The 18,263-nt window shown below is 70.0% G+C and carries 11 protein-coding genes and 1 tRNA gene; 11 read left to right on the top strand and 1 reads right to left on the bottom strand.

Features of this window, described 5'->3' with window-relative positions:
• Nucleotides 1–9 precede the first annotated feature (9 nt).
• From AB0O34_RS16570 to pyk, 5 genes are all read left to right on the top strand, one after another.
• The gene (locus AB0O34_RS16570) at nt 10–660 is read left to right on the top strand and encodes a hypothetical protein (protein ID WP_363916257.1); all 651 of its coding nucleotides are present in this window, start codon (nt 10–12) and stop codon (nt 658–660) included.
• A gap of 283 nt (nt 661–943) precedes the next feature.
• On the top strand, nt 944–5,458 hold the full coding sequence (gltB, locus tag AB0O34_RS16565) for a glutamate synthase large subunit (protein WP_363916256.1): 4,515 nt from the start codon (nt 944–946) through the stop codon (nt 5,456–5,458).
• A gap of 14 nt (nt 5,459–5,472) precedes the next feature.
• On the top strand, nt 5,473–6,957 hold the full coding sequence (locus AB0O34_RS16560; protein ID WP_363916255.1) for a glutamate synthase subunit beta: 1,485 nt from the start codon (nt 5,473–5,475) through the stop codon (nt 6,955–6,957).
• Between the two features lie 188 nt (nt 6,958–7,145).
• Entirely contained in the window at nt 7,146–8,894 is a 1,749-nt protein-coding gene (locus AB0O34_RS16555) for a S8 family serine peptidase (protein WP_363916254.1), read from the top strand.
• A 302-nt stretch (nt 8,895–9,196) separates the two neighbouring features.
• Nucleotides 9,197–10,624, top strand: a complete 1,428-nt coding sequence (pyk, locus tag AB0O34_RS16550; RefSeq protein ID WP_363916253.1) for a pyruvate kinase — start codon at nt 9,197–9,199, stop codon at nt 10,622–10,624.
• A 1,685-nt stretch (nt 10,625–12,309) separates the two neighbouring features.
• Here the strand turns inward: pyk and AB0O34_RS16545 are convergent.
• Nucleotides 12,310–12,382 (bottom strand) — tRNA-Leu (locus tag AB0O34_RS16545).
• A 68-nt stretch (nt 12,383–12,450) separates the two neighbouring features.
• On the opposite strand from AB0O34_RS16545, the gene AB0O34_RS16540 reads away from it, so the two are divergent.
• The 6 genes from AB0O34_RS16540 (at nt 12,451) to AB0O34_RS16515 (ending at nt 18,205) form a co-directional block, all read left to right on the top strand.
• Nucleotides 12,451–13,023, top strand: coding sequence for a response regulator (locus tag AB0O34_RS16540; RefSeq protein WP_363916252.1), 573 nt, complete (start codon nt 12,451–12,453; stop codon nt 13,021–13,023).
• A gap of 245 nt (nt 13,024–13,268) precedes the next feature.
• Nucleotides 13,269–14,510, top strand: a complete 1,242-nt coding sequence (locus AB0O34_RS16535) for a branched-chain amino acid ABC transporter substrate-binding protein (protein WP_363916299.1) — start codon at nt 13,269–13,271, stop codon at nt 14,508–14,510.
• 96 nt (nt 14,511–14,606) lie between these two features.
• Nucleotides 14,607–15,575 (top strand): branched-chain amino acid ABC transporter permease, encoded by a 969-nt coding sequence (locus tag AB0O34_RS16530; protein WP_363916251.1) that lies wholly within the window; start codon nt 14,607–14,609, stop codon nt 15,573–15,575.
• Complete coding sequence (locus AB0O34_RS16525) at nt 15,572–16,720, top strand: branched-chain amino acid ABC transporter permease (protein WP_363916250.1); 1,149 nt, start codon at nt 15,572–15,574, stop codon at nt 16,718–16,720. Before AB0O34_RS16530 ends, AB0O34_RS16525 begins: the two co-directional genes overlap by 4 nt.
• On the top strand, nt 16,717–17,499 hold the full coding sequence (locus AB0O34_RS16520; RefSeq protein WP_363916249.1) for an ABC transporter ATP-binding protein: 783 nt from the start codon (nt 16,717–16,719) through the stop codon (nt 17,497–17,499). Before AB0O34_RS16525 ends, AB0O34_RS16520 begins: the two co-directional genes overlap by 4 nt.
• Entirely contained in the window at nt 17,489–18,205 is a 717-nt protein-coding gene (locus AB0O34_RS16515) for an ABC transporter ATP-binding protein (protein WP_363916248.1), read from the top strand. Before AB0O34_RS16520 ends, AB0O34_RS16515 begins: the two co-directional genes overlap by 11 nt.
• Nucleotides 18,206–18,263 lie beyond the last annotated feature (58 nt).

The following is an 18,263-nucleotide window of genomic DNA, read 5'->3' as shown; positions in this document are numbered from 1 at the left end:
TCAATGGCCATGCCCAGCCGCACCTGGATCGTCGTCGCCGTCGCCGGAGTGCTCGCCGCGGCGGGGGCCGTCGTGTTCTTCACCACGCGGCCCGAGACCGGTCCGAGCCCCGCGCGGTTCCGCGGCGAGCGCACCTCCGCCCTGTACGCCCCCATCGCCACCCGGGCGCTCGATCCCCGCCCGCCGAGCGAGCAAGAGGTGTTCGGGCAGGCCGCCAGGCTCACCTCGTCGGGCGTGAGCATGGAGCGCCGCCAGGTCACGGTGTCCTCCGACTGCGCGGAGGCGCTGTGGGGCAGCGGCCCGGCCGCCGCCCTCGCCGGGTGCGCCCAGGTGCTGCGCGGGAGCTTCGCCAGCTCCGACGGCGGGGTCTCCGGGCAGTACGCCGTCTTCGACCTGGCCGACGGCGCCTCGGCCGACAGGCTCGTGGCGGCGCTCGACCCCAAGGACGGCGACGGGTTCCTGCGGCTCGCGCCAGGCCAGCCGCAGTCCTTCGACGCCGGCCACAGCCGGGCGGAGGTACGGGCGCTCGGCCACTTCGTCGTCGTGAACTGGGTCGGGCCCGTCGGCGACGAGGGACAGGCCGATCTCACCTTCCCCCAGCTCGCCCTGGACACCCTCGGCGGGTTCGTCCAGCGGCGCGTCCTGAGCGCCGGCGGCTGACCGTGCTTGACCCGGGTTTGACCAGGTCCTTGACAGTCGCAGGGTTCCTGGCGTGGAATAACACCCTTCTGTGTGGCGTTCTGGTCACTGCGGCCTGGGACGTACGACAGCGGGCGCGAAGGTCCACTCACAGATGGTGAATGTTCGCGATACCAACCTGGCGGGCACTATTCCGACAGGGTGAGGTAGTCTCTACACACCTACAGCAGCAGGGCCAACGTCGTCCCTCTTGCCTGCACTCGCCAATCAAGACGAAGCAGACGAAGACGACGGGAGGGATTCAATGCCTGCTGCCCACCTCGGTTCCCCCGAGCCCCAGGGCCTGTATCACCCTTCGCAGGAACACGATGCTTGTGGTGTCGCGATGGTGGCGGATGTCGCCGGACGCCGCAGCCATGACATCGTCGCGAAGGCCCTGACGGCGTTGTGCAACCTGGATCACCGAGGGGCCAAGGGTAGCGAACCGGACACCGGCGACGGCGCCGGCATCCTGACGCAGATCCCCGACACGTTCCTCCGTGAGTCCGTGGACTTCACGCTTCCCCCCGCGGGCTCGTACGCCGCGGGCATCGCCTTCCTCCCCCTCGACGAGCAGGCGCGCGCGATCGGCGTCGGAATGATCGAGGAGATCGCCGCCGAGGAGGGCCTGACCGTTCTCGGGTGGCGCGAGGTGCCCGTCGACACCGCCCACGCCGGGCCGAGCGCCCGGGCCGTGATGCCGGCCTTCGTGCAGCTCTTCGTCGCCTCGCCGAACGGCGAGACCGGGCTGGAGCTCGACCGCCTGGCCTTCTGCCTGCGCAAGCGGGCCGAGCACGAGGTGGACGTCTACTTCCCCTCGCTGTCCTCGCGGACGATCGTCTACAAGGGCATGCTGACGACCCCGCAGTTGGAGCCGTTCTTCGCCGACCTGTCCGACGAGAGGTTCGCGAGCGCGATCGCGCTGGTCCACTCCCGTTTCTCCACCAACACCTTCCCGTCGTGGCCGCTGGCGCACCCGTACCGGTACGTCGCCCACAACGGCGAGATCAACACTGTCAAGGGCAACCGCAACTGGATGCGGGCCCGCGAGGCGATGCTGGCGACCGACCTGATCCCCGGCGACCTCGCGAGGCTCTTCCCGATCTGCGACCCCGACGGCTCGGACACGGCGTCCTTCGACGAGTGCCTGGAACTCCTCCACCTCGGTGGCCGCAGCCTCCCGCACGCCGTGCTCATGATGATCCCCGAGGCGTGGGAGAACCACACCGAGATGGATCCCGCGCGGCGGGCCTTCTACGAGTACCACTCCACCTCGATGGAGGCCTGGGACGGCCCCGCGTCGATCACCTTCAGCGACGGCACGCTCGTCGGCGCGGTCCTCGACCGCAACGGCCTGCGCCCTGGCCGCTTCTGGGTGACCGAGGACGGCCTGGTCGTGCTGGCGTCCGAGGCCGGCGTGCTCGACATCGAGCCGTCCAAGGTCGTACGCAAGGGCCGCCTGCAGCCCGGCAAGATGTTCCTCGTCGACACCGAGCGCGGCAAGATCATCGAGGACGACGAGGTCAAGGCCGAGCTGGCCGCCGCGCACCCGTACGGTGAGTGGCTGCACGCCGGGCTCGTGCGCTTCGAGGAGCTGCCCGAGCGGCAGCGCCCGATCGTCACCCACGAGGCCCTGGTGAAGCGCCAGCAGACCTTCGGCTACACCGAGGAGGAGCTGCGCGTCATCCTGGCCCCGATGGCCAAGGCGGGCGCCGAGCCGATCGGCTCGATGGGCACCGACTCGCCCGTCGCCGTGCTGAGCGAGAAGCCCAGGCTGCTGTTCGACTACTTCAGCCAGCTGTTCGCCCAGGTCACCAACCCGCCGCTGGACGCGATCCGCGAAGAGCTGGTCACCTCGCTGCAGACGACCATCGGTCCCGAGGGCAACCTGCTCGCGCCGGACCCGGCGTCCTGCCGCAGGCTCGTCCTGCCGTACCCGGTGATCGACAACGACGAGCTCGCCAAGATGATCCACATCAACGACGAGGGCGCGCTGCCCGGCTTCCAGCCGCACGTCGTCTCGGGCCTGTTCGAGGTCGCGGGCGGCGGCGAGGGGCTGCTGCACCGCCTGGAGGAGATCTGCGCCGAGGTGTCGCGGGCCATCGCGGGCGGCGCGCGCATCATCGTGCTCTCCGACCGGGGTTCCGACAGCCGGATGGCCCCGATCCCGTCGCTGATGCTGACCGGCGCGGTGCACCACCACCTGATCCACGAGAAGTCGCGCACGCGCGTCGGCCTGGTGGTCGAGACCGGCGAGGCCCGCGAGTGCCACCACATGGCGCTGCTGATCGGGTACGGCGCCTCGGCCGTGAACCCCTACCTCGCGATCGAGACCATCGAGGACATGATCGCGGCCGGGACGCTGGCCCTCGACCCGCGTGCCGCCGTCCGCAACCTGATCAAGGCGTACGGCAAGGGCGTCCTGAAGATCATGTCCAAGATGGGCGTGTCCACGGTCGCCTCGTACACCGGCGCGCAGATCTTCGAGGCGCTCGGCCTCGGCCAGGACGTCATCGACGCCTGCTTCGCGGGCACCACCTCCCGGCTGGGCGGCGTCGGCTTCGACGTGCTCGCCAAGGAGGTCGGGCTCCGGCACCTGCGGGCCTACCCGCGCGCCGAGAACGCCCACCGCAGGCTGGAGGTCGGCGGGGAGTACCAGTGGCGCCGCGAGGGCGAGCCGCACCTGTTCAACCCCGACACGGTCTTCAAGCTGCAGCACGCCACCCGCACCCGCCGGTACGAGATCTTCAAGGAGTACACCGGCCTGGTCGACTCGCAGGCCGAGAAGCTGATGACGCTGCGCGGCCTGTTCAGGCTGCGCGACGGCGTGCGCCCGCCGGTCCCGATCGAGGAGGTCGAGCCGGTCGAGAGCATCGTGAGGCGCTTCTCCACCGGCGCGATGTCCTACGGGTCCATCTCGCAGGAGGCGCACGAGACCATCGCGATCGCCATGAACCGGCTGGGCGCCAAGTCCAACACCGGTGAGGGCGGCGAGGACCCCGAGCGCCTGCACGACCCGGTGCGCCGCTCGGCGATCAAGCAGGTGGCCTCCGGCCGGTTCGGCGTGACCAGCGAGTACCTGGTCAACGCCTCCGACCTGCAGATCAAGATGGCCCAGGGCGCCAAGCCCGGCGAGGGCGGCCAGCTGCCCGGCCACAAGGTGTACCCGTGGATCGCCAAGACCCGGCACTCCACGCCGGGCGTCGGCCTGATCTCGCCGCCGCCGCACCACGACATCTACTCGATCGAGGACCTGGCCCAGCTGATCCACGACCTGAAGAACTCCAACCCCGAGGCGCGCGTCCACGTGAAGCTCGTCGCGGAGGTCGGGGTCGGCACCGTGGCCGCGGGCGTCAGCAAGGCGCACGCCGACGTCGTGCTCATCTCGGGCCACGACGGCGGCACCGGCGCCTCGCCGCTGACCTCGATCAAGCACGCCGGCACCCCCTGGGAGCTCGGCCTGGCCGAGACCCAGCAGACGCTGCTGCTCAACGGGCTGCGCGACCGCATCGTCGTACAGGCGGACGGTCAGCTCAAGACCGGCCGCGACGTGGTGGTGGCCGCGCTGCTGGGTGCCGAGGAGTTCGGCTTCGCGACCGCGCCGCTGGTGGTGTCCGGCTGCGTGATGATGCGCGTCTGCCACCTCGACACCTGTCCCGTCGGTGTCGCGACGCAGAACCCCGAGCTCCGCAAGCGGTTCAACGGCAAGCCGGAGTTCGTGGTCAACTTCTTCCAGTTCGTCGCCGAGGAGGTCCGCGAGTACCTCGCCGCGCTCGGGTTCCGCTCGATCGAGGAGGCCGTCGGCCACGCCGAGTTCCTGGACACCACGGCCGCCGAGGACCACTGGAAGGCGGCGGGCCTCGACCTGTCGCCGATCCTGCACGTGCCCTCGCTGCCCGAGGACACGCCGCTGCACCGCACGGTCGCCCAGGACCACGGCCTGGACAAGGCCCTGGACAACACGCTCATCCAGCTCGCCGAGGGCGCGCTGAAGTACGGCGACCGGGTGACGCTGGAGCTGCCCATCCGCAACGTCAACCGCACGGTCGGCACCATGCTCGGCCACCAGGTGACCAAGCGGTACGGCGGTGAGGGCCTGCCCGACAACACGATCGACGTGAGCTTCACCGGCTCCGCGGGCAACTCCTTCGGCGCGTTCGTGCCGAACGGCGTCACCCTGCGGCTCACCGGCGACGCCAACGACTACCTCGCCAAGGGGCTGTCGGGCGGTCGCGTGACGGTACGGCCGCACCCCGACGCGCCGTTCAGCGCCGAGACCCAGGTGATCGCCGGAAACGTCGGCCTGTACGGCGCGACGTCCGGCGAGGTGTTCGTCCGGGGGGTCGTGGGCGAGCGGTTCTGCGTCCGCAACTCCGGCGCCACCGCCGTCGTGGAGGGCGTGGGCGACCACGGCTGCGAGTACATGACGGGCGGCAGGGCGGTCGTGCTCGGCCCGACGGGACGCAACTTCGCGGCGGGCATGTCGGGCGGCATCGCCTACGTGCTCGACCTGAGCCCCGCGCGGGTCAACCGGGAGATGGTCGAGGTCGAGGAGCTGACCGAGGAGGACTCGGAGTTCCTCAGGGACATCGTCGAGCGCCACCTCGCGGAGACCGGCTCCACGGTCGCCAAGACGCTGCTCGACGACTGGGACGGCACGCTCACCCGCTTCGGCAAGGTCATGCCGATCGACTACAAGCGGGTGCTGAAGGCGGCGGAGGTCGCGCGTGCCGAAGGCAGGGACATCGACGAGGCGGTCATGGCCGCCGTACACGGTTAAGGGAGGTTTCACCGATGGCCGACCCCAAGGGTTTCCTTACGCACGCCCGTGAGCTGCCGGCGCGCCGCCCGGTCGACGTCCGCATCCGCGACTGGCGGGAGGTCTACGAGGACTTCCCGAAGCCCGCGCTCACCAAGCAGGCCGCGCGCTGCATGGACTGCGGCATCCCGTTCTGCCACAACGGCTGCCCGCTCGGGAACCTCATCCCCGAGTGGAACGACCTCGTGTACCGGGACGACTGGCGCGAGGCGATCGAGCGGCTGCACGCCACCAACAACTTCCCGGAGTTCACCGGCCGCCTGTGCCCGGCTCCGTGCGAGGCCGCGTGCGTGCTCGGCATCAACTCCGACCCCGTGGCGATCAAGCGGGTCGAGGTGGAGATCATCGACCGCGCCTTCGCCGAGGGCTGGGTGACCCCCCAGCCACCGGCCGCCAAGACGGGCAAGAGGGTCGCCGTCGTCGGCTCGGGCCCCGCCGGCCTCGCCGCCGCGCAGCAGCTCACCCGCGCCGGGCACGACGTGGTGGTGTTCGAGCGGGCCGACCGCGTCGGCGGCCTGCTCCGCTACGGCATCCCCGAGTTCAAGATGGAGAAGCGGCACCTCGACCGGCGCCTGGCGCAGATGCGCGCGGAGGGCACGGAGTTCCGCACCGGCGTCAACGTCGGTGTCGACATCACGGTCGAGCGGCTGCGCGAGGAGTTCGACGCGATCGTGCTGTCCGGCGGCGCCACCGCGTGGCGCGACCTGCCCGTGGCGGGCCGCGAGCACAAGGGCGTCTACCAGGCCATGGAGTACCTCCCGCTCTCCAACAGGGTGCAGGAGGGCGACCTCGCCGTCTCCCCGGTCTCGGCCGAGGACAAGCACGTCGTGGTGATCGGCGGCGGTGACACCGGCGCCGACTGCGTCGGCACGGCGGTGCGCCAGGGCGCGCTGTCGGTCACCCAGCTGGAGATCATGCCGAAGCCTCCGGGCGTGCGGCCGGACTCCCAGCCGTGGCCGACCTACCCGATGCTGTTCAAGATGGAGAGCGCCCACGAGGAGCTGGAGGACGGGGGCGGCGCCCGGGTGTACGCCGCTTCCACGACCGAGTTCGTCGCGGACGACCAGGGACGGGTGAGGGCCCTGCGCCTGGTCGACGTGGAGGGGCCGGCGGCGGGCTTCAGGCCCATCCCCGGCACGGAGCGCGAGGTCCCCGCCCAGCTGGTCACGCTGGCGATGGGCTTCCTCGGCCCGGAGAAGGGCGCGCTGCTCACCGATCTCGCGGCTCTCGCCGACGACCCGGACGAGTTCTTCGACGCCCGGGGCAATGTGGCGAGGGACAAGTCGTACATGTCGGGTGTGGAGGGGGTGTTCGTGGCCGGTGACATGGGCCGCGGCCAGTCCCTCATCGTGTGGGCGATCGCGGAGGGCCGCTCGGCCGCCGCGGCCGCCGACCGCTTCCTGACCGGCCAGACGGCGCTGCCCGTGGCGATCCCGCCGACGGCGCGTCCGCTGGTCTGACGTACCTACAGGGACGGCGCCCCCCCGGGGCGCCGTCCCTTTTATGGAGTTTCGGCCATTCCGGTCATAATTTGCCGCTATATATGGCTATAACGGATCGATTGCCGGGGATTTTAGTCGCAACTTGCTTTGGTCCTCGATCCCCTGAAAGATGCTGCCTCGTCGGTAGAGGCTTGAGGAGAGGGTCAATGGTGCGGGGGTACAGACGCCTGACAGGCGCTGTCGTTTCGGTCGCGCTGGCGGGAACGCTGGCGGGCTCTCTTGTGACGAGCGCCGGTGCGGTCGCCGCGCCCGCGTCGCCGGCGACGGGCCAGTACCTCGTCTTCTACGCCCAGGGCAGGCAGGCCGACGCGCTCGGCGCGATCAGGGCCGGCGGGGGCACGGCCGACGCGGTCGACGCCAAGCTCGGATACGTCATCGCGCACGGTCCCGCCCAGGGGTTCGCCGAGCGGCTCGGCGCCAGCGCGTCCGTCGTCGGGGTGACCGGCAACCGCCGGATCGGCTCGGCCGCCGCCCTTCGCCCCGGAGACCGGGCCTCGGTGCCCACCGCCCCGATGTCGGTGACGGAGTCCTCCACGCCCGCCGCCCGGAACTCCTCCGCGGAGGCGCTCGCGCCCGCCGCGGAGGCCTCCGGCGCGTCGGCGGCCGGAGCCTCGTCCCCGCACGGCGACCCGCTGTCCAGCCGCCAGTGGGACATGAAGATGATCGGCGCCACGCCCACCGGCTCGTACGCCAAGGAGCGCGGCAGCAAGAAGGTGCTGGTCGGCATCATCGACACCGGGGTCGACGGCAAGCACCCCGACATAGCCCCCAACTTCAACCGGGCGCTCAGCCGCAACTTCGTGGTCGACCGCCCCAAGGACTCCAAGGGCAAGACGCTCGACGGGCCCTGCGAGTACAAGAGCTGCAAGGACCCCGTCGACGTGGACGACGACGGCCACGGCACGCACGTCGCCAGCACGATCGGCTCGCCGCTCAACGGCATCGGGGTCGCGGGCGTCGCGCCCGACGTCTCGCTCGTCAACATCCGCGCGGGCGCCGACTCGGGCTTCTTCTTCCTCAAGCCGGTGCTCGACGCCTTGACCTACGCGGGCGACGCGGGCATCGACGTGGTCAACATGAGCTTCTTCGTCGACCCGTGGACCTTCAACTGCGCCCACAACCCGGCCGACTCCCGCGCCGAGCAGCTCCAGCAGCAGGGCATCATCACCGGCGTCCAGCGCGCGCTCGACTACGCCCGCAAGCACGGCGTCACGCTCATCAGCGCGCTCGGCAACGAGTCGACCGACCTCGGCCACCCCACGACCGACAAGAGCAGCCCCGGCTACCCGGCCGGCGGCGAGCGTGAGCGAACGATCGACAACTCCTGCCTGAACGTGCCCGCCGAGTCGGGCGGCGTCATCTCGGTCTCCGCCCTCGGGCCCAGCAAGGCCAAGGCCTGGTACTCCGACTACGGCGTCGAGCAGACCGACCTGTCCGCCCCCGGCGGGGACCCGGCGGACGCCGGCACCTCCCTGAAGGGCGCGGCCAGGGAGATCCTGGCCGCCGCGCCGGCCGGCGCGCTGCGCAAGCAGAAGCTGATCGACCGCTCGGGCAAGCCCACCGGCTCCTCGGTCATCCGCGAGTGCCACCACGGCAAGTGCGCGTACTACCAGTACCTTTCCGGCACCTCGATGGCCTCGCCGCACGCCGCGGGCGTCGCCGCCATCCTGATCAGCCGCTTCGGCAAGCCGGGCAAGGGCGGCCTCACCCTCAGCCCCGCGCGGGTCGAGGAGCTGCTGTACGCCACAGCCACCCCGACCGCGTGCCCCGCGTCCGGCTCCACCACCTACTCCGTCAGCGAGGAGACGCACGTCTGCGCCGGCCCCAAGTCGAAGAACGGCTTCTACGGGCACGGCATCGTCGACGCCTACCGCGCCGCCACCACCAAGGGCTGACCGGGACGTCCCGCCAGGCCCCGAGCGACGGGGCCTGGACGAACGCGGAGTGAACGGGAAGGGCCGGTTGCGCGACCCGGCCGCCCCGCCCGCCCGCGACGCCTATCCTGGAAGCCACACGCATACGAATACGGACCTGGAGCGCCCGGTCGCATTCGTCGTGGGCCGCGTCCCAGGCATGGCGTTCCACCTGCGGCGACGTGCTCGGGGTCGCCCGATGGCGGGCTCACGTCACCTGGATTTCGCCAGGCGCTGTGAACTTCGTCATCATCAAGTGGTCTGTACCAATTAGGGTAGGACTTGTGAGTCGTCGAGCGAAGATTGTCTGCACACTGGGGCCCGCCACCTCTTCTCCGGAGCGCCTGCGCGAGCTGATCGCCGCGGGTATGAACGTGGCGCGGTTCAACCTCAGCCACGGGAGCCACGAGCTCCACAAGGAGATCCACGGCCGGGTCAGGGAGGCCGCGGCCGAGCTGGGCATGGCGGTCGGCGTCCTCGCCGACCTGCAGGGCCCCAAGATCCGTGTAGGCCGTTTCGCCGAGGGGCCCGTTCGCCTGGGCTTCGGCGACGTCTTCACGATCACCACCGAGGACGTCCCCGGCGACCGTGACCTGGTCTCCACGACCTACGACGGCCTTCCCGGCGACGTGCACCCCGGTGACACGATCCTCGTCGACGACGGCCGCCTGGTGCTGGAGGCCACCGCCGTCGAGGGCCCCCGCGTCGTGACCAAGGTGGTCGTCGGCGGCATGATCTCCGACAACAAGGGCCTCAACCTGCCGGGCGTCGCCGTCTCGGCCCCCGCCCTCACCGAGAAGGACGAGGAGGACCTGCGCTGGGCCCTCCGCACGGGCTTCGACATGATCGCCCTGTCCTTCGTGCGCAGCCCCACCGACGCCGACATCGTCCGCACCATCATGGACGAGGAGGGCGTGCACCTCCCGCTCCTCGCCAAGATCGAGAAGCCCCAGGCCGTGGAGCACCTCGAAGCCATCGTCGACGCGTTCGACGGCATCATGGTCGCCCGCGGCGACCTCGGCGTGGAGCTCCCGCTGGAGCAGGTGCCGATCGTGCAGCGGCGCGCCATCGCCCTCGCCAGGGAGAAGGCCCACCCGGTCATCGTGGCCACCCAGATGCTCGACTCGATGATGAGCGCCCAGCGGCCCACCCGCGCCGAGGTCTCCGACGTCGCCTACGCCGTCATGGACGGCGCCGACGCCGTCATGCTCTCGGGCGAGACCTCGGTCGGCAGCTATCCCATCGAGTCGGTCGCGACCATGGCCCGCATCGCCTCCGCCGCCGAGGAGGAGGCGCTGCAGTCGACGCACACCTTCGACCGGCTCCCCGAGACCACCGGTGGCGCGATCGCGCGTGCGGCGGCCGAGGTCGGGGCGATCGTCGGCGCCAAGGCCCTGTGCGCCTTCACGATGTCGGGGGAGACCGCCCGCCGGCTCGCCCGCTACCGCTCCCCGATCCCGCTGCTGGCCTTCACCTCCGCTCCCGAGGTGCGCGGCCAGCTGGCCCTCACCTGGGGCGTGGAGACCTTCGAGGTGCCTTTCGTGCACCACACCGACGACATGGTGCGCCAGGTCGAGTCGGCCCTGCTGTCGGTCGGCCGCTACGAGAAGGGCGACAAGGTCGTCATCGTGGCCGGCTCGCCTCCCGGCAACCACGGCTCCACCAACGCCCTGCGCGTCCACACCATCGGCTCGCTGGTCTCCGGCGGCTGATCCCGCGTCCCTGACGGCCGCCACCGGGTCCTCCGGCGGCGGCCGTACACACGTTCGGTAGAGGTCCGGTGGGGAGATCACCAAGAGCCGCATGTGAGGCGGTTCGCCGGTAACGCGACCGGGTTTGATCGGCCCCATGACGGTGGCCGGGAAACGTGCGGGAAGGACCGGCCGGCCCGTGGCCGGCCGCCTGAGGACGCGCCAGGTCCCTGCCTGGGCCGGCCATCCCGCGTTCCCGCTGGCGCTCGTGGCCGTGCTGTACGGGCTGGCGCAGCTGGTCTTCGTCGGTCCCGGCCTGCGCTGGGGATGGGACGAGCTGGTCTATCTCAGCCAGGTGAGCCCGCGCCTGCCGGACGCCCCCTTCACCGCTCCCCGCGCGCGGGGGATCACGTGGCTGGCCGCTCCGGCGGCGTACCTGTCCGCCTCGCCGCAGGTGGTGCGGGTCTGGATGACGCTGCTGTCCTGCGCCGGGCTCTTCCTGGCTTACCTGCCGTGGCTGCGCGTGCTGGCCCACCGTGGCCGCTCCGCGACCGTGGCCCTGGCCGCGCTGCTGCTGTGCGGGCTGTGGGTCGCCCAGTACTACGGCGGGGCCGTCATGCCGAACCTGTACGTCGCCTACGCGTCGGTGGCCGCGGTCGCCCTGTTCCTGCTCGCCGTCCGGGATCCCGCTCAGGAAGAGTTCCGGCGGTGGGCGCGTGGCCCGCTGGCCGGGCTCGCGCTCAGCGTGGCCGCCGCCGCGGCGCTGCGGCCCGGCGACGCCGTGTGGCTCGTGCTGCCCCTGGCCCTCGCGTGGCTCGCCGTACCCGCGTGGCGGCGCAAGGACGTCCTTCTCGCCCTCGCCGGGGGGCTCGGGCTGGGGCTCGCGCCGTGGGTCGTCGAGGCCGTTGTCCGGTACGGCGGGGTGGCGCACCGGATCGACGAGGCCGGCAGGATCCAGGGCCGGCTCCGGCCCACCTGGGGCTTCGTCCACGAGTTCGCCGCGCTCAACGGGCCGCTGCTGTGCCGCCCGTGCGCGATCTCGGTGCGGTACTCCTACCTGGCGGTCTGGTGGCTCGCGCTGCCCTTCGCCGTGGCCGGAGGGCTCCTTGTGGCCCGCAGGCTCGGCGTGGCGAAGCCGTACGGCCTGGCCTGCGCCGCCGGGGCCGGGCTGGCCGCGCAGTACCTGTTCCTGGTGGGGTACGGCGCGCCACGCTTCCTGCTGCCCGCCTACGCGATGCTGGCCCTGCCGGTGGCCCTGCTCCTGGTGTGGTCGACTTCCACCGGGCGCCTGCCCGCCGTGCTCCTCCTGGTCGCGATGGCGGGCCAGCTCGTCACGCAGCATCTGGTCCTTGGACGGCGCGTGGAGCGCTCGCACGCCTACAGGGCGGCGGAGCGGGCCGTCGCCGAGACGCTGAGGCAGGCGGGGCTGCGCGGCCCATGCGTAGTCGGCGGCCCCGCGAGCACCCTGCCCATCGCCTACGAGGCGGGCTGCGCCTTCCGCTCGTTCCGACGCACGCCGCTGACCTGGCCGGACGGGCGGATGGCCGCGTACCTGACCGACGTGCCCGAGCCCGCGGTGGCGGGGTGGGTCTCGCGGCGCCAGGTCACCGGTGACGGCCGCGTGTGGTTCCTGTGGCTGCCGGCCCTGCGAGAGGGCGGACATGAGGAAACCGCGCGGCCTCAGCCACGCGGTTTCGCCGGATCAGTGCCCCGAGTGGGATTCGAACCCACACTGTATGGATTTTGAGGCCATCGACTCTGCCGTTGGTCTATCGGGGCGCCGAGCTGCTCGTGTCCCTAATCTAGCGGACATCGGTACTCTCTTGGTCGTGAGTACGCAGCGGCGAGTGGTGATCGCGGAAGACGAGGCGCTGATCCGTCTCGACCTTAAGGAAATGCTCGAAGAGGAGGGCTATGCCGTCGTCGGCGAGGCCGGGGACGGCGAGACGGCGATCAAACTCGCCCTGGAGCAGCGGCCCGATCTGGTGATCCTCGATGTCAAGATGCCGATCCTCGACGGCATCTCGGCGGCCGAGCGCATCGTGTCGGAGCGCGTCGCGCCGTGCCTGATCCTGACCGCGTTCTCCCAGCGCGACCTCGTGGAGCGGGCGAGGGACGCGGGGGCCATGGCATATCTGGTCAAACCATTCACGAAGTCCGATTTGGTACCGGCGATCGAGATGGCCGTGAGCCGCCACGAGGAGATCGCCGCCCTGGAACGCGAGGTCACCACCCTCGGCGAGCGCCTTGAGACCCGCAAGCTGGTCGAGCGCGCCAAGGGCCTGCTGATGGCCGAGCACGGTTGGACCGAGCCCCAGGCGTTCCGCTGGATCCAGAAGGCGTCGATGGACCGCCGCATGAGCATGCGCCAGGTCGCCCAGGCCGTCGTGCAGGAGGCCCAGGGCCCCGAGGAGTCCTGACGTGGGGCGTCAGGACCGCTCTGCCTCGTCCTGTCGGAGCCTGAGGGCGGTTGTCCGGAGTGGTCGGTCAGGGCAGGTCAGCCGATCTTGTGAAACACGGCGCCGCCGATGTGACCTTTACTTTTCCGGCCGATCGCCGAAGAGGACCGGTGTGATAACGAAGCGGTAACGTGATGTGACTCTGTACCGACCTGTGACTTGAGCTGGGTGTAATGCCGTCAACGAGCCCTGGCCAGACCGCCAGGGTGGTTCTGTGGACCCGATCCCTTCGTGGATCAGGCGAAAGGAAGGCAACCTTGCGGCCCAAGATTGCTCGCCTCGGGGGCGTGCTCGCCGTCGGTGTGGCACTTACCGTTGGTCTCGCTGCTTGTGGTAGTGACTCAGGGTCGTCGTCGGAGGGTGGCGACTCCGCCGCGCCGACCACGCTGAAGATCGGCTTTATGGGCGACCTGTCGGGTGAGAACTCCGGCATCGTCATCCCGCCGAGCAACGGCGCCCAGCTTGCCGTCGACGAGTACAACGCCACTAATCCCAAGGTCAAGCTTGAGATGATCAAGTATGACAGCAAGGCGGACCCGACCACGGCCGTCAGCCTGGCGCAGCAGGCGATCAAGACCGACAAGGTCGTCGCGCTCGTAGGCCCCGCCTTCTCCGGCGAGTCCAAGCAGGTCGGCCCGCTGCTCGAAGAGGCGAAGATCCCGAGCATCTCCGCCTCGGCCACCGCCGTGGCCCTGGCCGAGAACGGCTGGAAGTACTGGCACCGGGTCGTCCCGAACGACGGTGTCCAGGGCCCGGCCATCGCCGACTTCATCGTGGGCGCCGCCGCGGCCAAGAAGGTCTTCGTTGTCGACGACAAGTCCGAGTACGGCAAGGGCCTCGGCGACGCGGTTCGCGCCCAGCTCAAGGCCAAGAGCGCCACGGTCACCGACGACGCGCTCGACCCGAACGCCGCCGACTACTCCTCGACGGTGAACAAGATCGCTTCGGCCAAGCCGGACGCGCTGTTCTTCGGTGGTTACTACGCCGCCGCCGGCAAGCTGCTCAAGCAGCTCAGGGACAAGGGCGTCACGGCCAAGTTCTTCTCCGCCGACGGCTCCCTGGACAAGGGCATCATCGAGAGCGCCGGCGCTCCGCAGGCCGAGGGCGCGCTCATCGGCTGCCCCTGCCGCATCCCGACCGCCGCGGAGACCGACGAGAAGGTCAAGAAGTTCGCCGCGGACTACAAGGCGAAGTTCGGCGCCGACCCGCTGATCTACGCCACCGAGGGCTACGACGCCATGACGACGTTCACCAAGGCCATCGGCTCCGGTGCGACGACCGCCGAGGCGATCAACGAGGCGGTCGGCAAGTCCGACTTCGACGGCATCTCCAAGCACATCAAGTTCGACCCGAACGGTGAGCCCTCCGCGAAGTCGATCTACATGTACGAGGTCAAGGGTGGCCAGATCGGCCTGCTCGGCGACACGACGACGGCCAAGCTCGGCTGACGGCGGTAGTCACAGTAGTGAGGGGGCGGGAACGCCACGGCGGTCCCGCCCCTGCCCGTTGTCGCCTGCAGGCTTCCCTGAAAGCGAAACCATTCAGTGTTCGATAACCTCCTCGGCTCCTTCTGGCCGTACACGATCGACGGCCTCATCCTGGGCTCGATCTACGGTCTCGTCGCCCTCGGCTACACGATGGTCTACGGCGTGTTGCGCCTCATCAACTTCGCGCACTCCGAAGTGTTCATGATCGGCACCATGGCGTCGGCGTTCGTGGTGATGACCCTCGGCATCACCCAGCCGCTGACCGGGCTCGCCCTCGTCGGCGGCCTGCTCCTGATGGTGCTCGCCGGAGGCTTCGCCTCCGCGGGCTCGGCCATGCTGCTCGAACGCATCGCTTACCGCCCGCTGCGAAAGCGCGGCGCATCCCGCCTGGCCGCGCTCATCTCGGCCATCGGCGCCTCTCTCTTCCTCCAGGAGCTCTTCGCCCTGGTGATCATCCCGCACGTGTTCAACCGTCCGCAGCAGGGCCGCAACCAGATGGGTGTGGCCCGCATCATGCAGAAGGACACGCTCTTCACCATCGGCGGCGCGCAGATCCGGGTCGACCAGGTCCTGATCTTCGTGGCGGCGATCGGCATGATGGTCCTGCTCGACCTGCTGGTGAACCGCACGAAGATCGGCCGGGGCATCCGCGCGACCTCCCAGGACCCGGAGACCGCGGTCCTCATGGGCGTCGACATCGACAAGATCGTGCGGATGACGTTCCTCATCGGCGGCCTCATGGCGGGCATCGCCGGCGCCCTCTTCGTGCTCCAGTTCGAGGTCACGAAGTTCTCCATCGGCTTCCTGCTCGGCATCAAGGCCTTCACGGCCGCGGTGCTCGGGGGCATCGGCAACCTACGCGGAGCGCTGGTCGGCGGCCTGTTCCTCGGTCTCATCGAGAACTACGGTGCCGCCATCTTCGGCTCGGGATGGAAGGATGTCATCGCGTTCACGGTTCTCGTCCTGGTCCTGATGTTCCGGCCCACCGGCATCCTCGGTGAATCACTCCAGCAGGCACGCGCATGAGCACGAACTCCACGACCACCACCGGCAGGAACGCCTTCTCGGCCTTCCTCGACGGCATCCGCGACCGATGGGCCGGCGCCCCCGTCTGGCAGCGCTGGATCGTCTACGTCGCGCTGTTCGTGATCGCGCTGCTGCTGCCCTCCGAGTCCTTCGGCCACTTCATGTCGCCCTACAGCGACTGGGCCAGCGTCCTGTTCTTCCCCATCGGGACGTACGTGGTCCTCGCGATCGGCCTCAACGTGGTCGTGGGCCAGGCCGGCCTGCTCGACCTCGGGTACGTCGCGTTCTTCGCCATCGGCGGTTACTCGATGGCGCTGCTCGGGACGAAGCTCGGCCTGAACTTCTGGGAGATCCTGATCGTCGGCGTGCTGCTGTCGGCGCTGTCAGGCGTGGTCCTCGGCGGGCCGACGCTGCGCCTTCGCGGTGACTACCTGGCGATCGTCACGCTCGGCTTCGGAGAGATCGTCCGCCAGACGGCCGAGAACACCGACGCCATCGGCGGCCCCCGCGGCATCGCCGGCATCCCGCACCCGCCGAGCTTCGACGGCATCGAGGTCTTCGGGGTGCAGATCTTCCACTACGGCGTGCTCGACCCGAGGCCCTACTACTACCTGCTGGTCGTGGTGGCCACCGCGATCATCATCTTCGTGAAGCGGTGGGAGAAGAGCCGGGTCGGCCGCGCGTGGGCGGCCATCCGCGAGGACGAGGACGCCGCCGAGGTCATGGGCGTGCCGACCTTCAAGTTCAAGCTCCTGGCCTTCGCGATCGGCGCCTCGATCGGCGGGGCCATGGGAGTCGTCTGGGCCGGCAAGACGATCTCGATCAACCCGAACGACTTCATGTTCATGCTGTCCGCGACCATCCTCGCGGCGGTCGTGCTCGGCGGTTCCGGCAACATCCCGGGTGTCATCCTGGGCGCGTTCCTCGTCGCCTGGCTGCCTGAGCGGTTCCGCGGCCTGTCCGAGTACCGGACCATGGTGTTCGGCGCCGCGCTGGTCGCGTTGATGATCTTCCGGCCTGAGGGCCTGCTGCCGTCGCGCCGCCGAAAAGCCGAGCTGGCGGAGGGCACAGGCGGCATGGGCAGCATGGGCGCCGAGGTTCCGGGTCCGGAGTCCCAGCCCGCAGCCGAGGGAGCAGCCAAATGAGCGATCCGCGCCCGCTTCTGCAGCTGCAGAAGGTCAAGATGCAGTTCGGCGGCGTCGTCGCCCTGCGCGAGGTGGAGCTGACCATCAACGAGGGCGAGATCTTCGCCCTCATCGGGCCGAACGGCGCGGGCAAGACGACGGTGTTCAACGTCGTCACCGGCGTGTACCGCCCGACGTCGGGCCAGGTGGTCTTCGACGGCGACCGCATCGACGGCATGAAGCGGTTCAAGGTCACCAAGCGCGGTGTCGCCCGCACCTTCCAGAACATCCGGCTGTTCCACAACATGTCGGCGATGGAGAACGTCATGGTGGGGGCCGACGCCCACCACCGCGCGGGCATGTTCAGCGCGGCGCTCGGCCTGCCGTGGCATCGCCACGAGGAGCGTGACGGCAAGGCGCTGGCCCGCGAGCTCCTGGAGTTCGTGGGCATCGGCCACCGCGCCGAGGAGACGGCCAAGAACCTCCCCTACGGCGACCAGCGGCGGCTGGAGATCGCGCGTGCGCTCGCCACCAAGCCGAAGCTCCTCCTGCTGGACGAGCCGGCGGCGGGCATGAACCCCGCGGAGAAGGAGTCCCTCCAGGGCCTGATCCGCAGGATCCGCGACGCCGGGCGCACCGTCTTGCTGATCGAGCACGACATGGCCCTGGTCATGGGCATCAGCGACCGCATCGCGGTGCTGGACTTCGGGCAGAAGATCGCCGACGGCCTCCCTGCCGAGGTGCAGAACGACCCGCGGGTCATCGAGGCGTACTTGGGGGCTCCCGCAGATGCTTCTTGAGATCAAGGACATGCGCGTCCACTACGGCAAGATCGAGGCCATCAAGGGCGTCTCGCTGGAGGTCGACCAGGGGGAGATCGTCACCCTCATCGGCGCGAACGGCGCGGGCAAGACCACGACCCTGAAGACCATCTCGGGTCTCCGGCCGCTGACGTCCGGCACCGTCACCTTCGACGGCGCCGACATCAGCAAGTTGCCCGGGCACAAGCGGGTCGTGGCCGGCATCGGCCAGTCCCCGGAGGGGCGCGGCGTCTTCCCCGGCATGACCGTCACCGAGAACCTCCTGATGGGGGCCTACACCCGTAGCGGGGACCTCACCAAGGACCTCGACGAGGTCTTCGAGCTGTTCCCGAGGCTGGCCGAGCGCAAGAACCAGGCGGGCGGCACGATGTCGGGCGGCGAGCAGCAGATGGTGGCCATCGGCCGGGCGCTGATGAGCAAGCCGAAGGTGCTGCTGCTCGACGAGCCCTCGATGGGCCTCGCCCCCATGCTGGTCGCCCAGATCTTCTCGATCATCAAGGAGATCAACAACCGGGGGACCACCGTGCTGCTGGTGGAGCAGAACGCCCAGCAGGCCCTCCAGCTCGCCCACCGGGCGTACGTGCTGGAGACCGGCAAGGTGGTCAAGTCCGCTCCGGCGGCCGACCTGCTCAACGACCCCCAGGTGCGCGAGGCGTACCTCGGAGGGGAGCTCGGCGCTCACTGAGCGCCGCGAGATGTCACGCGTGATCCGGCCGGGGCTCGAAGGCCCCGGCCGGGCCGGC

It is taken from the genome of Sphaerisporangium sp. NPDC088356, from assembly GCF_040685555.1.
In the GTDB taxonomy this organism is placed as follows: domain Bacteria; phylum Actinomycetota; class Actinomycetes; order Streptosporangiales; family Streptosporangiaceae; genus Sphaerisporangium.
This window is presented reverse-complemented; position numbering and strand designations above follow the sequence as displayed.

Bases quoted from the DNA above. Each gene is read 5' to 3' on its own strand.
- AB0O34_RS16570 (WP_363916257.1), top strand. From the start codon at position 10: ATGCCCAGCCGCACCTGGATCGTCGTCGCCGTCGCCGGAGTGCTCGCC.
- gltB (WP_363916256.1), top strand. From the start codon at position 944: ATGCCTGCTGCCCACCTCGGTTCCCCCGAGCCCCAGGGCCTGTATCAC.
- AB0O34_RS16560 (WP_363916255.1), top strand. From the start codon at position 5,473: ATGGCCGACCCCAAGGGTTTCCTTACGCACGCCCGTGAGCTGCCGGCG.
- AB0O34_RS16555 (WP_363916254.1), top strand. From the start codon at position 7,146: ATGGTGCGGGGGTACAGACGCCTGACAGGCGCTGTCGTTTCGGTCGCG.
- AB0O34_RS16525 (WP_363916250.1), top strand. From the start codon at position 15,572: ATGAGCACGAACTCCACGACCACCACCGGCAGGAACGCCTTCTCGGCC.
- AB0O34_RS16520 (WP_363916249.1), top strand. From the start codon at position 16,717: ATGAGCGATCCGCGCCCGCTTCTGCAGCTGCAGAAGGTCAAGATGCAG.
- AB0O34_RS16515 (WP_363916248.1), top strand. From the start codon at position 17,489: ATGCTTCTTGAGATCAAGGACATGCGCGTCCACTACGGCAAGATCGAG.